This is a genomic window from Vibrio sp. Vb2131, from assembly GCF_033338535.1.
Taxonomy (GTDB): domain Bacteria; phylum Pseudomonadota; class Gammaproteobacteria; order Enterobacterales; family Vibrionaceae; genus Vibrio; species Vibrio alginolyticus.
The window spans coordinates 200839-215023 of record NZ_JAWOSW010000006.1 but is presented as its reverse complement, the minus strand read 5'-3'; the positions used below and the strand labels follow the sequence as shown (position 1 = coordinate 215023).

Genomic DNA, 14185 nt, shown 5'->3' with positions numbered 1-14185 from the left:
ATGAGTAGTTTTACAGGCAAAGCCGAAACGGATGATAACCACCTACTGAAGTAGGTGGTTTAGGGCTGAAAATAAAAGAGAAGCATAGCTCTGCCTTTCTGTAATACCATCCCTAAGGCCATGGCCCTTCCACTATTTGCTTTCATTGCAGTAGAAGCTAGAGTTGACGACTGTATTGGAGCTAGAGACGAAAATTTACGTGAAGGAATAACAGCTTTGTTTTTCCAGTGCATTCGATCGGTTAACATACCAGACTTAACCGCCATGTTGCGATCTATCTGTTCCTTAAGCTTTTGTAACCTTTTCTCACCTGTAATATCATTTGGAAGCTTACGTAATGGTCCCGCAAGAGAAGTATCTTTTATGGTATTAACGGGAATTTTCTCATTATCTAATTTGCTTCTTAGTTCGACACAAGAGCTAAATAGTTTGTCAGCTGGATACATGTAATTAATGTAGTTGATTGATGACGGCGTATCTCTCTCGTGCGTTAGTATAGAAATGTACATAATGATTCTCTCAAAACCATTATTATGAACAGGATTGCATAAAGTTCCAAGCTCTAAGTTGTCCTAGTTGTGAGATATACCCTAATCAATGAAAGTTAATTTATAGTTAGATATTTGTTAGAAACACTCAGCGGTCATTACAAATAAACATTCGTTAACTATATGTGTTGTCACCATTACATGTAAGATTATTAAAAATAAAGGCTAACCAGTTGGTTAGCCTTTATTGATATTACTGCTACAATTTTGCTTTGGCTTTTACGCGGACTTTAATTAACACATCACCATCGACCAACCTAAGGTCGAATATTGGTGAATGTCGCGGTGGTGACTCCATCACTTTGTGACGACAACGATTTTACGTCTGCGCTAAAGTAATATGGATTAAGTGGCATTTTATTCTCTGCTGGTCGCGCGTAGTAAAGCTTGGCAGGCTGTTTTGCCATTTGTTGCGCGTACAAATACCCGACCAACGCATGTTCAAACTGGTGGTAACCATTTCCCCAATGGAACGCTTTGGTTGATTTAGGGCTTAGACCGACGCCTCCATATTGATGATCCACCCATGCATCCATAAAAGTGGGTAACGTGTATTGAAGCGTTTCTTTCATCGAACCATCAACAAGGGAAACTGTCATTGCCGCTTGATCGAGCTCTGCCCATTCCCAAGACGAGCTATAGTGCTTGTATGGTCTTGATTGCCAAGCAGGAATGCTCTCTTGCGTCCATTTACTCTGCCATTCTGGTGAGAAAAGCGCTTTGACTTGCTCAAAGTTTTGCTGGTATTGCGCTTGTTTAAGCGTGTGTTTCATTCCTTTGAAACCAAACTCTGTCCAATTGGAATTCTCCAACAACTGACCAGTGAGATACGTCATCCAATACGCTTTGATGGTGTGTCCAAAATCATTGTGTTTCGCATCTGGCATCATTACCGCTTTGTGGTGTATCGCGCCATAAAAACGCTGCTCTTTGACGGAATGGTAGTTATCTAGCATCACTTGCATCAGCCATTGCAGATCTTGCTTCCACTTGGCTTGCGCTGGTTCTGGTAAAAGTGGCGCCGTTAACAACAGGTAGCCATTAATTTGGTCAAGTTGAGCGACTAACTCTTGCTGCTTCTCACTTTCCCCATCACCATCTTTCAAAACCCACGCCAGACCGCGATCATCGCTTCGTCGGTATTGTTTAAATATAAACGCTTGCTGGTCGATAAGTGCTTGTTCAACCTTTGGATCTTGCGTTAAGTAGTAGTACATCGCCAACCCCACCAAGGCGTAAGCTTGGTCTTGAGAAGTTCGCTGTTGCCACTCCATCCCCGGTTTTCCACTACGCGTAAAGCTCACGAAGCCGCCGTTTTTCTCATCTTGTAGATGATCAATCAGGTAATAAGCCCCTTTCTTTGCCAGCTCTAATGCTTGCTTGTCACCCGTAAGATGAAAAAGTACGCCATAAGCGTAAGTTTGGCGCGATTTCATGCGGGTGTATTCGCGATCGAAGTGCAGGCTAATCCACCCTTTGTTTAATTCTTCACACGGCTTTTGTGGGTCGAGAATGACACCGTTATCACAACGAAAAGTCGGAAAATTCCCCGCAGGTTGTCCATGCGCGCTTTCCATCATCCAATATGGGGCTAGGCCATTCGTCACATGGTTTAACCAATCATCCCCCGAAGGCAGGCCTACATCAGCAAAGCTGCTCATGCTCGTCGTTGCGAGCAATAAGGTAAGATATTTAAAAGACATAACACTCAATTAAGTTATTGAACTTTATCCAGTATAAATAACTCCCTTTACGCATATTGTCGTCGTGGTCACAATCGCCTTACGCATTTGTTTGCATCAATCATCTTTCAGCCTTATTCGATGATTGAGCCGCGAATAAACGCTACTCTGTCTTCGACTGACATTTTGGGCACTTCGATCAATTGATAACCAAATTTGTGATAAGCGCTGGCCATCTGTTGATACGTAGCCACCGCTTCAGAAAAATCTTGCTTTCGCTCTTCGTCGTTGCTGAATATCGATGCCCAAGGTGGAAAAATGAATACTTGAGAATGATAACGAAGCATCTGGCAATGCGTGATGAGCTCATGCGAGATTGGAAGTTGTTCCAACTTACTGTAGCCATATACGTCCACAATACTGCGATCAAAAAACACGTCCCCTTGGTGGGCATTGAAAGCTCGGTAATTGCTCACTTCTGCCTTCATCATTTCGTCTCGAAAAGCTTGTTTGTCATTCCAAGGTAATGCTGAACCGTGATTGGCAACCTGCGTTTGTATTACTTGACGGCCGGTTTCTGGCGCGCAGATAAAGCCTTGTGTTTTTAGTTGTTCGATAACCGAGGTTTTTCCTGCACCGGGACCACCAGTGAATACAATGAGTTTGTTCAAAATCTTTTCCTTATTTTTTTGTTTGAGTGAAGTAATGCGTGTACAGTCAAGAAAATGGGCATCATCTGGCGTTTGAAATTGGAATTTGGCACGCTAACGTTAAGCGAGGATCGGTAGTGGGAAATTTGGGGAATAGAACTGAGCAGTGAAGAGATTTACAAAGTAAGAACCGAAACGACGTGTTCATCGGTTATGGAAAACGGAGGAATGCTGAGCGAAGCAAGCTCGCCCAAAATACTGGGTTGGGAAATGGTGCGATTGGTTCTGCTGGTTAACGCGTCAATTGGATATCTATATCAAGAAAATGGCACCTAAGCCTAAGAACGCAAAGAAACCGACGACATCGGTAACGGTCGTCAATACTACCGAGCCAGCCACGGCGGGATCAATGTTAAACTTCTTCAACGTGAATGGTATCAACGTACCCGATGCCGCGGCCGCCAAACTATTGAGGAAAATGGCACAACAGATAATAAGCGCCAATGGCCAAGAGTCAAACACCATGTAGACGACACCCGCGATGACTAATCCCATGATCAAGCCATTAATGGTGGCGATTTTTAATTCCTTATTCACCAATAGCTTCAAGTTACTTTGGTGCAAGTGGTTCAATGCGATACCCCGAATGGCCACCGCTAAGGTTTGGCTACCTGCGATGCCGCCCATACTCGCCACAACGGGCATTAAGATAGCAAGCGCAACGACTTGCTCGACCACATTATCAAAAAGCCCAATGATGGCGGAGGCTACGAAAGCGGTCAGCAAGTTAATCACCAACCAAAGTGCTCTTAGCCTTGTCGCCACGCTTAATGGTGTGAACAAATCTTCTTCGCTTCGTACGTTTCTGCCACTACAGCTTGTAGGCTGAGTTCGCGCAACGTAATCGCGATGGTCGCCATCGACAAGACGCCCATAATTTTGCCACCAGCCATGATAGGAAACCAATGTGCTCCACCATCAATCGAGACTTGTTTGCTGACGCTTTGAATCGTTTGAATATCTTCTAGAATTGGCGTAACTACGGTCAAGTCGGTAAGTTTGATATGATTTTCGTGCAGCAACAGGGTTTGCGGCTCTATCGTACCAATCACACCACTTGCATCACGCACAATAATCAACCGCACTGGACTTTGCCCACGTTTTAGCAGCTCGGTTTTGATGCCTCCTACGCTGTTTTTAGGGTTTGCGACCAGAAAGTGAGGCTCGGCATAACGTCCAACTTTGTTGTCTTCATACGACAATGCTTGTTGGATATGCGCGACAGACTCTTCACTTTGATCAATAAGGTATTCATCTACAAATTCGGTCGGTAGAAAGTCCGCAAAGATGATCAGTTCTGAATCCGTTATGTACGCCAAGCGTTCATGTTGTAAGTCTTTATTGAGTGATTGATGAATGTGCTTGGCGGTGTCGTATCGGAGCAAATTTAATACCGTCCAATACTTCTCAGGCGGCACTGCTTCTATGACACGCTTACGGTAAGCAATGTTGACCGATTCCAAAATGTTCGCAATCTGTGCTTCTTGATAGTCTTTCAAAAAGCTCAAGTCTTCGGTCGATTCTATCGCTTTAATGATCTCAGCAAGCAAATGTGGCACTTTGCGGTTAATTTGCAATTGGTTGGAATCTATCATTACTTTTACCTATAGCTTTCACTACCACATTCGCCGCATTGACGATATGTGCTATCCGAAGGCATGAATTCTTGATGTTAAAATTCTAGGCGATAGTTGACTTAATTGCGGAATTTATATTTCGCTCGCAGAAACAAAACGCCTCTGCATCAGTTCATGGTATAGACTTGAATGTGTGTCAGGCTCATTCGCCTTGTTTGATAATGGAGTAATCAATGGCACCTGTATTTTTTCTGACTCAGCAGGCCGCCTTACCAAGTCGTAAGGTGCTTCGTAAAGTGATTCAATTTTCGACAGCGCTGGCTCAGCCTATTGTAGTTTTAGTGGAAGACCATCGCCGAAGTGAAGATCACGCATTCGCTCATTTTCTCAGTTTCAACTCTGACCATATAGAAAAAAGACAAGCTGAGTTTGAAGCTTGGACCTTAAAGTTCAACGCATTAATTGTCGAACTTTGTGAAGAAGAAGAGCTTGAAACACCAACGCTCTCTTACGAGCATTTCAAAGGGAGCCATTGGGTTGAGCAAGTTGCGAAACGACTTGTTGACCACACTGACTTACTGCTCGTGGGACACTTTAACAAACACGAGATTCAAACGATGCTCACAGAACTGGCACAACAAGATTGCGACTTGTTGCTACTGAGTGAGCGTTCATGGCCTTCTCACGCCAACATGCTTTGTGCAATCGACCCACTTCATCGAGGGGATGAAAAGTCGATAGTAGATAAAGCCATCGTCTCGCGAGGCTCAAAATTAGAACAAACCTTAAGCGGGAAAATGACGCTCGTTTACTGCCGATACGTCGCGCCATACCTCTCTCGCTATCGTGCAGAGATATTAAGCAATCAAAAAGCAGGCATTACAGATTTTATTACTGCGCAAAAGTTAACGCGAGTTCCATTACTATTACCGGAAGGAAACCCTGAAACGGCGTTACCAAAAGCAGTTAAGCAATCACAAGCAGCGATTTTGATTATGGGTGCATGTAAACGAAGCATGTCATCCCAATTTTGGTCTGGCAGCACTGTAGACACGTTACTTGACCAACCACCTTGTGACCTACTGTTGGTCAACAGCTCCAAGGGCTGACTAGGTATTCCCTATTAATCTATCCTTTCAATACCAAGCGCAGTTATTGGCTCTTTACATCTTCTAACTGCGCGACTTCATGCTCTGCGTTCAAGGCTTGTTTCTGCTGCTGTTTTATCTCATCCCAACTGCGTCCCGACTCAATCGCAGATACACGCTGATCGTATTTGTTGCAGGCTCTTTCGAGTACTTTCTCAGGATCTATCCCCTTTTCTCTTTCCAACGCTTTTAATACGTTAAGGTAGTTCCACAACACATCGCCTAACTCGTCTTCCAAATGACAAAGGCGATCCTCACGAATCTCTTCGCGGACTTCATCAACTTCTTTGCCAATGGCCTCCAGATAAGTCTCTACGCCTTTAAACCAAGTATTGGTTTGGTCATATTGAGATTTTCTCGTCGCAATTGCATACAGCTCATCAAATTTCTTCATTGCCTCTCCGTAGAACACGTTTTTATTTATGCCTTTTTAGGACGAATAAACTTCCCTTTAGCCGTCACTCTAACTTCGCTTTCGACCCGCAATTGAGCCACCAGTTGATATATACCGCGTCGTTCACCTTCACAGTGTGCAGTAATCGTGACTCGATCATCTAACTGAATAGGTGCATGGTAGCGCACATCCAACTGCGCCGTAAGGGCTTGAATGTCTCTAGATAACAAACAATGCGTCATTGCACCATCGAGAAGCGAACTGGCAATACCACCATGCAACAGGTCTGTGTAACCTTGATGACGCGGTAAAACGTGAAACTCTCCGACAACAGAACCATCGGCTAGGTATTGGTAGTTCACGGCCAAAGAGTTCGGATTCACATTAATTGAAGAACAAACCGCACATTGATGATGAGACTCGTGAGTGTAATGACAGTAGCTGTTTGTGGACATGATAGTTACTCGGTTTCTCAAAAGAGTAATTAGCATATGCCAACAATTAAAAAGAAACGGCGAGTAATCTTTGTTTGCATGTTGCAGGGCCAGCAACCTCGCTTTTCATAACACTAAATAATCATTTTAATAATTAACGATAATTTCCAGTTTATTTAGAGTGGCGATATGGTTTGCATAGTGATTACGCAACGTTATGAAAAGGCGACTTATGAAGCTTCTCCACACGATGATCCGTGTAGCTGACCTAGACAAATCTATCGAATTTTATACAAAAGTTCTGGGAATGAGTGTTTTGGATCGTTTTGAAAACCAAGAATACCGTTACTCACTGGTGTTTGTTGGTAACCCTGATCAACCAGATGGCGCGACCATCGAGCTAACTTATAACTGGGATACCGACAGTTACGACTTGGGTAACGCATTCGGACACATGGCACTGGGGTCTGAAGATATTTACGCCGCTTGCGAAAAAATTAAAGCGCTTGGTGGCAACGTTACTCGCGAGCCAGGTCCAATGAAAGGCGGAGAAACTCACATCGCGTTCATTAAAGATCCCGATGGTTACCAAATCGAACTCATCCAAACTCACAAATAACGAGGTTTCCTATGACAGACGCATTATTTCAACCCATTCAACTTGGCTCTCTCTCATTAAAAAACCGTATCGTTATGCCTCCGATGACGCGCTCTCGTGCTTCTCAACCAGGTAATATCGCTAACTACATGATGGCGACATACTATGCTCAACGTGCTGAAGCGGGCCTAATCGTTGCTGAAGGCACACAAATTTCGCCAATGGGTCAAGGCTATGCATGGACACCAGGCATTTACAGCCCAGAGCAAATTGCTGGTTGGAAAAAGGTAACTAATGCGGTGCACGAGAAAGGCGGCGTTATCTTCGCGCAATTGTGGCACGTTGGACGTGTGACTCACCCTGATAACATTGGCGGTGAGCAACCTATTTCTTCTTCTGCGCTAAAAGCAGAAAACGTGAAAGTATTTGTCGATAACGGCACAGACGAACCGGGTTTTGTCGACGTGGTTGAGCCACGTGAAATGACCAAACAAGACATCAAGAACGTTATTGAAGAGTACCGCCAAGCCGCACTAAACGCGATAGAAGCCGGATTCGATGGTATCGAGCTTCATGCAGCGAATGGCTACTTGGTTAACCAGTTTATCGATTCTGAAGCGAATAACCGCACCGATGAATACGGTGGCTCCATTGAAAACCGTCTGCGTTTTCTTAGTGAAGTGGTAGAGGCGATGACGCAAGCTATTGGCGCAGAGCGTGTTGGTGTTCGTCTTGCACCATTCACTTCGTTAAATGGCACCGTTGATAGTACGCCAGTCGAAACCTACACCGCCGCTGCAGCGCTGCTTGATAAACTCAATGTGGTTTACATTCACATTGCAGAAGTGGATTGGGACGACGCGCCAGACACTCCGCACGACTTTAAAACCGCAGTTCGTGAGGCGTATAAAGGCACACTGATCTATGCCGGTCGTTACAACGCAGAAAAGGCGCAACACGCGATTGAAAGTGGTTTAGCCGACATGATTGGCTTTGGCCGTCCGTTTGTTGCAAACCCAGACTTACCAAGCCGCATCAAGCATGGCTATCCGCTGGCAGAACATGACCCTGCCACATTGTTCGGCGGCGGTGAAAAAGGCTTGGTGGACTACCCTGCGTATTACGCGGGTTAATTCATCTACGTAAAGCTGATTCGTAACTCGCGACAAACCAATAGCGAAACCAAAAGAACCTTGCTCTTCCCCCTGTGACACCAAGATGCAGGGTTCTTTTTAGGCAAGCCACCAGAATTAACGTCTTTGACAAGATGTACAACCTCGACACGCAGAGCGCGTCGTTTTACTGAGCAAACTGCGTTGTACTTTACAGTAAGCATTCTTTAAAGCACGACGACCTGAAAACCAATCATCCGGTTTAGTGAGGATTAAGTAGCCGTGAAACCTCTTAACCAACTCGGTTCGATTGTTTTCGATAAATCGGCTATCAAACTCGATGTCGAAGTAATTCAAAGCCTCTTCGATACAAGTAAAGCTGGCAATTTTTTCCTGAATCGTATTCTCTGTCATCGTTTCTTTAGCGTAATCATTTTCAATGAAGTCTAAGTGCCTCGCGCTTTACGTTCTTTGATTTAGCGCTTCTTAAGATCATTCTTTATGGGGTTTCCATATTGAAATTCAATTTGGGAATTCGTTAACCCACCTAGCATTTTCATTTTGACAATCACTTTAAGGCACTGATTTAAATAAACATTATTTCTGGTTCATATTTTGCTCTACTTCATTAAACGGAATGTTGGAGCAACACGATATGACTTACAGAGCAGAAGTAGACGGATTAAGGGCGATTGCTGTCACGTTGGTGATTTTGTTTCATGCAGGAGTTGAGCAATTCGCTGGTGGCTTTATTGGCGTCGACGTGTTTTTTGTGATCAGCGGCTATTTGATCACCACCATCGTGATTAACGACTTAGAAAACCAGAAGTTCAGCCTTGGTGATTTTTATGAGCGACGCATTCGTCGCATACTCCCCCTCTTACTGGTGGTGATCGCCGTCAGCTATTTGATGTCTTGGTGGCTATTTTTGCCGCAAGCACACAAAGACGTTGGTCAATTTGCAGTGTCTTCCATTCTCTCTTCATCCAACATTCTTCTGTATTTGAAAGGCCACAATTACTTCGGTTTAGAAGATCAAGCCAACCCGCTGTTCCACACATGGAGCTTGGGCGTTGAAGAACAATACTACATTGTCATTCCTTTGCTACTCATGCTACTCGCTCGTGGCAAAAACGCGTTTTACCTGACTTTTTTTATCACGGTATTTGTGCTGAGTTTGATGACTATTGTCTACGCGAGCAACGATCCTGATTTCGCTTTTTACATGATCTTCTCTCGCGCTTGGGAGCTGGCAACCGGTTCATTACTCGCATTAGTGATGAGAAAAGTCCAAGTTCAATCTAACGATACTCTAGCAACCATTGGTATCGTTTTGATATTGGCTTCCTCGCTTTTGTTTGAAAAATCGCAAGATGGCGCGGGCATTACGCTGCTGGTGCCGGTCATCGGTAGCGCGTTGGTGATTTTGTTTGCCTCTAAAGACAATGTCTGCGGTAGATTACTGAGCCTAAAGTGGGTCGTGTTCGTCGGCTTAATCAGCTACAGCTTATACTTGTGGCACATTCCATTATTTGTCTTTTACCGCTACGTGTTGGACACAACACAAGACATCAATATCCCACTTTACGTTGTCACTCTTTTTGTACTTTCTTACTTCACTTGGCGCTTTATTGAAAAGCCGTTCCGTAGCCGAAAAGCCATGAGCATGCGCACTGTGTCCGCGGTTATTGTGTTGTTGACGTTGCCCTTGCTAACGCTCGGCGTTATCGGTCATCAAAACGGTGGTTTTCCAGAAAGAAGCGCATTTTTCGAGGCCATGCGCGTTAACAACGGTTATGGTTTAGATTGCAACGGCAACACCAACGTTAACGATGTGTGCTCGTCTGCGCCGCAGCCCGCCATCGCTGTGTTAGGCAATAGTCACAGCATGGTTTACGTGAAGCGTCTATCCGAAGTAACACCAACTGGCGTGGTGCAACTTACTCAAGATTCCTGTGCGGTCGGTTATGTCGACATCCTAGAAGCTGCTGGCTCAATTTCTTGCCGACAGTTCTTCAATGAGGCTGTCGATACAATTCTAAGTACCCCTTCCATTCGTCGCGTTGTTATCTCTTCTAATTTCAATAAAGAGCTTTCACAAGCCGATTATGAAGCATCATTAACCAAATTATTGAATGAACTGAAAGGAAAGGAAGTGGTCGTTTTCGGTCCAACCCCTTCTGCACCGTTTGCGGTAGGAGAATGCCTTTGGAAAGCGCGTTTGTTTGGCGAGACAGAAGAGTCTGCCTGCGACTTTTCTCCCAAACAACATCACCCTCAAAACGTGGCGAAGTTAGTGAGCTACTTTGAGCAATTTGAGCACGTTGAGTTTGTCGACTTGACCGATGCCATTTGCAGAAATGGCGTATGTCGAATGAGAGTTGGAGCAAACAATGCGATGTATACGGATGACAGCCATTTATCTTACAAAGGTGCTGAGTTGGTGCTTGGGCATTACCTCAACACTACAAATGAAGCGCAACAGTTCACTTACGACCGACAATAACCAAGGAAATAAACTTTTATGCTTCAGCGTTTATCTCAGGTAAGCGCTGAATGCTTTAAAGCAAGACAAAGCTAGGCGTCTATTTGAAAATGCGCGGATCAAACGCGAAATCGAGCTTTTCGGCTTTCTTGATGATCTCTTTCATTTTGGGATGATTTGGATTCACCACGTAGTTTTTATCACGAGGTGAAATCGTTGAAGGCACTTGCAGCGCGGCAAACTCTGGATGAGGATCATTGAGAAACTGATCACCAATGTACTGCGTAGACTCGCTCGCCGGTATTGCTCGCCACGTCACAGGGAGATCTTCTTCATCTAAGGTGGCGATGAGGTATTCTGGCATTTCAATACGATATAAATCGTAAAGTTTGGTGATAGCAGGATCGTTGTTTACGTGAACAAACACTTCCAACGAGCAAAGGGATTCCGATTCAGAGAAGTAGAGGGCTTCGGTTCCTTTTGAGTTCCATCGCCCTCCAAATAACTTTGCGCCAACGGGGCTGAATGGCGTGTCAGCAAATTTCTTTTGTGTGAGACGATAGAGCTTCATATTACGAGAATACCCCGTGCTCTAAACGGCCGATCAAATCTTTTACGATTTCAAAATCCACCGTGGTCGAGACCATATCAAGTGGACGTTTTCCACCTAAGCCATACACATTCTCTCTCATCCATTTTAACGCGCGCTCTTCGTCGTCAAACAGTTCTGTCGCGAGTTTCAATAACATCGCTAATCGATAGATTGCATCACTTTCTTGCGTATTGAAGCGTTCATCGTTTTTTAGACGACGCTTGACCGTGCTGACAGGTATCAATGTGACGTTTTGAAACTCACTCTGAGAAAGCTTCACACGCTCAACAATATTGCGATACACCTTTGGCTCAAAGCCTTTGTGAACCGCATCAGTGCGACCTGTTTCAGCGTCTTCAATACCCAACATAAACCAGAAATTGGCTTTATGAGGTTGTTTCGGTTTGAAGCTTTTTAATGCTGCAGTTGCCATATCAAGCTCCTGTGGTTCATATGGTCCAGTTATTATGGTTCAAATGAGCTTAATTTTCAATCAAAGTAACAATCAAAGTAAAAAGATAGGTAAAGAAAAAGGCGAGCTTTTCGCCCGCCTCTCTTACTTATTCATCAACTTTGTTTACGCATCTATCGATGAACATCGTTTCACTTATTGCAAGTCAAAACGATCCGCGTTCATGACTTTCGTCCATGCGGCGATGAAGTCATGGATGAATTTTTCCTGATTATCATCTTGCGCATACACTTCCGCATACGAACGCAGGATCGAGTTTGAACCAAAGACAAGATCCACTCGAGTAGCCGTCCACTTCACAGCGTCGGTTTTACGATCACGGATTTCATATTGATTAGCACTCACTGGTTTCCACGTATATGCCATGTCAGTAAGGTTCACGAAGAAATCATTCGACAAAGTGCCGACTCGCTCAGTAAATACGCCCTCTTTTCCACCGCCGTAGTTACTGCCTAGAACGCGCATACCACCGATAAGTACCGTCATTTCTGGCGCCGTTAGCCCCATAAGCTGAGCACGATCTAATAAAAGCTCTTCTGGCTTAACCGCGTAGTCTTTCTTCAACCAATTTCGGAAACCGTCAGCAACAGGCTCAAGTACTTCGAACGATTCCACATCCGTCATCTCTTGGGTGGCATCACCTCGGCCTGGCGCGAATGGCACGGAAACATCATGACCTGCGGCACGCGCAGCCAGTTCAATACCTACGTTCCCAGCAAGCACGATAGCGTCTGCAACACTACAGCCCTCTTCTGCTGCTATTTTTTCTAGCACAGCAAGAACACGGCTTAGACGTTCAGGTTCGTTCCCTTGCCAATCTTTTTGCGGAGCCAAGCGAATTCTCGCGCCATTTGCACCTCCTCGACGGTCAGAGCCACGGTAAGTACGCGCGCTATCCCACGCCGTACTGACTAACTCACTAATGGATAGGCCACTTGCTTCAATTTTTGTTTTCACTAAATCGACATCGTAGTCTGTCTTACCTGCGGGCGTTGGGTCTTGCCAAATAAGATCTTCGCTTGGCACATCTGGGCCGAAATAACATGATTTTGGTCCTAGATCGCGGTGTGTCAACTTAAACCAGGCACGAGCAAAAACGTCATCAAAGTACGCAGGGTCATTTTGGAACTTTTCTGCAATCTTACGATATTCAGGGTCCATTTTGAGCGCCATATCGGCGTCGGTCATGATTGGATTGTAGCGCTTAGAACCGTCTTCAACATCGACAGGCTTGTCTTGTTCTTCAATGTCGATTGGCTCCCATTGCCATGCGCCGGCTGGGCTCTTTTTCAGTTCCCAGTCATACTTAAATAGTAGGTGGAAGTATCCGTAATCCCATTGTGTAGGGTGTGTTGTCCAAGCACCTTCAATACCACTCGTTACCGCGTCACGGCCAATACCACGTGTTTTGTGATTAATCCAGCCAAGACCTTGCTCATGAACGTCTGCTGCTTCGGGCTCTGGGCCAAGGTTTGCGGCATCACCATTACCATGACACTTACCCACCGTGTGACCACCAGCTGTGAGCGCGACGGTTTCTTCATCGTTCATTGCCATTCGCGCAAAGGTCACTCGCATGTCATGTGCTGTTTTGAGAGGATCTGGGTTACCGTCTACCCCTTCAGGGTTCACATAGATAAGACCCATCATTACCGCAGCAAGCGGGTTTTCTAAATCTCGCTCACCAGAGTAGCGGCTGTTATCAGCGTCACTTGTGGCTAACCATTCTTGCTCAGAACCCCAGTAAGTGTCTTTTTCTGGGTGCCATATGTCCTCTCGTCCAAACGCAAAGCCAAAGGTCTTAAAACCCATGGATTCGTACGCCATGTTACCGGCAAGGACAATCAGGTCTGCCCAACTTAGTTTGTTGCCATATTTTTTCTTGATTGGCCATAAAAGGCGTCGAGCCTTATCGAGGTTGGCGTTATCTGGCCAAGAGTTGAGAGGAGCAAAGCGTTGGTTGCCTGTAGCAGCACCGCCACGACCATCCGCAATACGATAACTGCCCGCTGCATGCCATGCCATTCGGATCATTAAACCACCGTAGTGTCCCCAGTCGGCAGGCCACCAGTCTTGGCTATCAGTCATTAAATCTTTTAAATCTTTTTTAAGTGCTTCGACATCTAGCTTTTTCAGTTCTTCTTTGTAATTAAAGTCCTGACCAAATGGGTTGGTTTTGGAGTCGTGTTGATGCAGGATGTCTAAGTTCAAGGCATTCGGCCACCAATCCATCACCGACTTATCTGTAGATGTTTGCCCACCATGCATAACTGGACATTTACCTACCGAACCGCCGTTTGCTTTGCTCATATAATGCTCCTTCGTGTCGTGGTTGTGGTAACCACTCTTTGTTATTCAATAAATCGAATATCCACCTCAAACAGCGTAGTTCATACACTGTTTTTTTAGTTAACGCCAAGTCAAAATTTCAAA

At 45.0% G+C, this 14185-nt stretch carries 15 protein-coding genes; 4 read left to right on the top strand and 11 right to left on the bottom strand.

Going from position 1 to position 14185, the window contains the following annotated elements; translation table 11 throughout:
• Nucleotides 1-59: 59 nt before the first annotated feature.
• From R7E38_RS09695 to R7E38_RS09675, 5 genes are all read right to left on the bottom strand, one after another.
• A complete protein-coding gene (locus R7E38_RS09695) occupies nucleotides 60-509 on the bottom strand; it encodes a hypothetical protein (protein WP_226084149.1) in 450 nt (149 codons plus the stop codon).
• 296 nt (nucleotides 510-805) lie between these two features.
• Entirely contained in the window at nucleotides 806-2251 is a 1446-nt protein-coding gene (locus tag R7E38_RS09690; protein ID WP_318081763.1) for an N-acylglucosamine 2-epimerase, read from the bottom strand.
• 113 nt (nucleotides 2252-2364) lie between these two features.
• Nucleotides 2365-2901, bottom strand: coding sequence for an AAA family ATPase (locus tag R7E38_RS09685; protein ID WP_149192057.1), 537 nt, complete (start codon nucleotides 2899-2901; stop codon nucleotides 2365-2367).
• A gap of 291 nt (nucleotides 2902-3192) precedes the next feature.
• Nucleotides 3193-3723 carry a magnesium transporter gene (locus R7E38_RS09680; protein ID WP_226084147.1) on the bottom strand — a complete coding sequence of 177 codons (531 nt, stop codon included), beginning with the start codon at nucleotides 3721-3723 and terminating at the stop codon, nucleotides 3193-3195.
• Nucleotides 3708-4535, bottom strand: coding sequence for a magnesium transporter MgtE N-terminal domain-containing protein (locus R7E38_RS09675; RefSeq protein WP_226084145.1), 828 nt, complete (start codon nucleotides 4533-4535; stop codon nucleotides 3708-3710). Before R7E38_RS09675 ends, R7E38_RS09680 begins: the two co-directional genes overlap by 16 nt.
• A gap of 215 nt (nucleotides 4536-4750) precedes the next feature.
• Here R7E38_RS09675 and R7E38_RS09670 point away from each other — a divergent pair, with 215 nt between their 5' ends.
• Nucleotides 4751-5626 carry a universal stress protein gene (locus R7E38_RS09670; RefSeq protein WP_005376485.1) on the top strand — a complete coding sequence of 292 codons (876 nt, stop codon included), beginning with the start codon at nucleotides 4751-4753 and terminating at the stop codon, nucleotides 5624-5626.
• Nucleotides 5627-5669: 43 nt separating this feature from the next.
• Here R7E38_RS09670 and R7E38_RS09665 read toward each other — a convergent pair whose 3' ends face one another.
• Both R7E38_RS09665 and R7E38_RS09660 read right to left on the bottom strand, forming a co-directional pair.
• On the bottom strand, nucleotides 5670-6059 hold the full coding sequence (locus R7E38_RS09665; RefSeq protein ID WP_054574607.1) for a MazG nucleotide pyrophosphohydrolase domain-containing protein: 390 nt from the start codon (nucleotides 6057-6059) through the stop codon (nucleotides 5670-5672).
• A gap of 26 nt (nucleotides 6060-6085) precedes the next feature.
• The gene (locus R7E38_RS09660; protein WP_031781242.1) at nucleotides 6086-6514 is read right to left on the bottom strand and encodes a PaaI family thioesterase; all 429 of its coding nucleotides are present in this window, start codon (nucleotides 6512-6514) and stop codon (nucleotides 6086-6088) included.
• Nucleotides 6515-6725: 211 nt separating this feature from the next.
• On the opposite strand from R7E38_RS09660, the gene gloA reads away from it, so the two are divergent.
• Together gloA and R7E38_RS09650 are read left to right on the top strand one after the other, a co-directional pair.
• Complete coding sequence (gene gloA, locus R7E38_RS09655; protein ID WP_033906507.1) at nucleotides 6726-7112, top strand: lactoylglutathione lyase; 387 nt, start codon at nucleotides 6726-6728, stop codon at nucleotides 7110-7112.
• 11 nt (nucleotides 7113-7123) lie between these two features.
• A complete protein-coding gene (locus R7E38_RS09650; protein ID WP_054577842.1) occupies nucleotides 7124-8224 on the top strand; it encodes an alkene reductase in 1101 nt (366 codons plus the stop codon).
• Between the two features lie 117 nt (nucleotides 8225-8341).
• Here R7E38_RS09650 and R7E38_RS09645 read toward each other — a convergent pair whose 3' ends face one another.
• Nucleotides 8342-8617: a nitrogenase-stabilizing/protective protein NifW gene (locus R7E38_RS09645; RefSeq protein WP_017820985.1), complete on the bottom strand. Its 276-nt coding sequence runs from the start codon at nucleotides 8615-8617 to the stop codon at nucleotides 8342-8344.
• A 241-nt stretch (nucleotides 8618-8858) separates the two neighbouring features.
• Here R7E38_RS09645 and R7E38_RS09640 point away from each other — a divergent pair, with 241 nt between their 5' ends.
• Nucleotides 8859-10709 (top strand): acyltransferase family protein, encoded by a 1851-nt coding sequence (locus tag R7E38_RS09640; RefSeq protein WP_226084137.1) that lies wholly within the window; start codon nucleotides 8859-8861, stop codon nucleotides 10707-10709.
• Between the two features lie 79 nt (nucleotides 10710-10788).
• Here R7E38_RS09640 and R7E38_RS09635 read toward each other — a convergent pair whose 3' ends face one another.
• The 3 genes from R7E38_RS09635 to katG form a co-directional block, all read right to left on the bottom strand.
• Complete coding sequence (locus R7E38_RS09635; RefSeq protein ID WP_005376497.1) at nucleotides 10789-11259, bottom strand: RES family NAD+ phosphorylase; 471 nt, start codon at nucleotides 11257-11259, stop codon at nucleotides 10789-10791.
• Between the two features lies 1 nt (nucleotide 11260).
• Complete coding sequence (locus R7E38_RS09630) at nucleotides 11261-11713, bottom strand: antitoxin Xre/MbcA/ParS toxin-binding domain-containing protein (RefSeq protein ID WP_005376498.1); 453 nt, start codon at nucleotides 11711-11713, stop codon at nucleotides 11261-11263.
• 174 nt (nucleotides 11714-11887) lie between these two features.
• Nucleotides 11888-14062, bottom strand: coding sequence for a catalase/peroxidase HPI (gene katG, locus R7E38_RS09625; RefSeq protein ID WP_132937214.1), 2175 nt, complete (start codon nucleotides 14060-14062; stop codon nucleotides 11888-11890).
• Nucleotides 14063-14185: the final 123 nt, after the last annotated feature.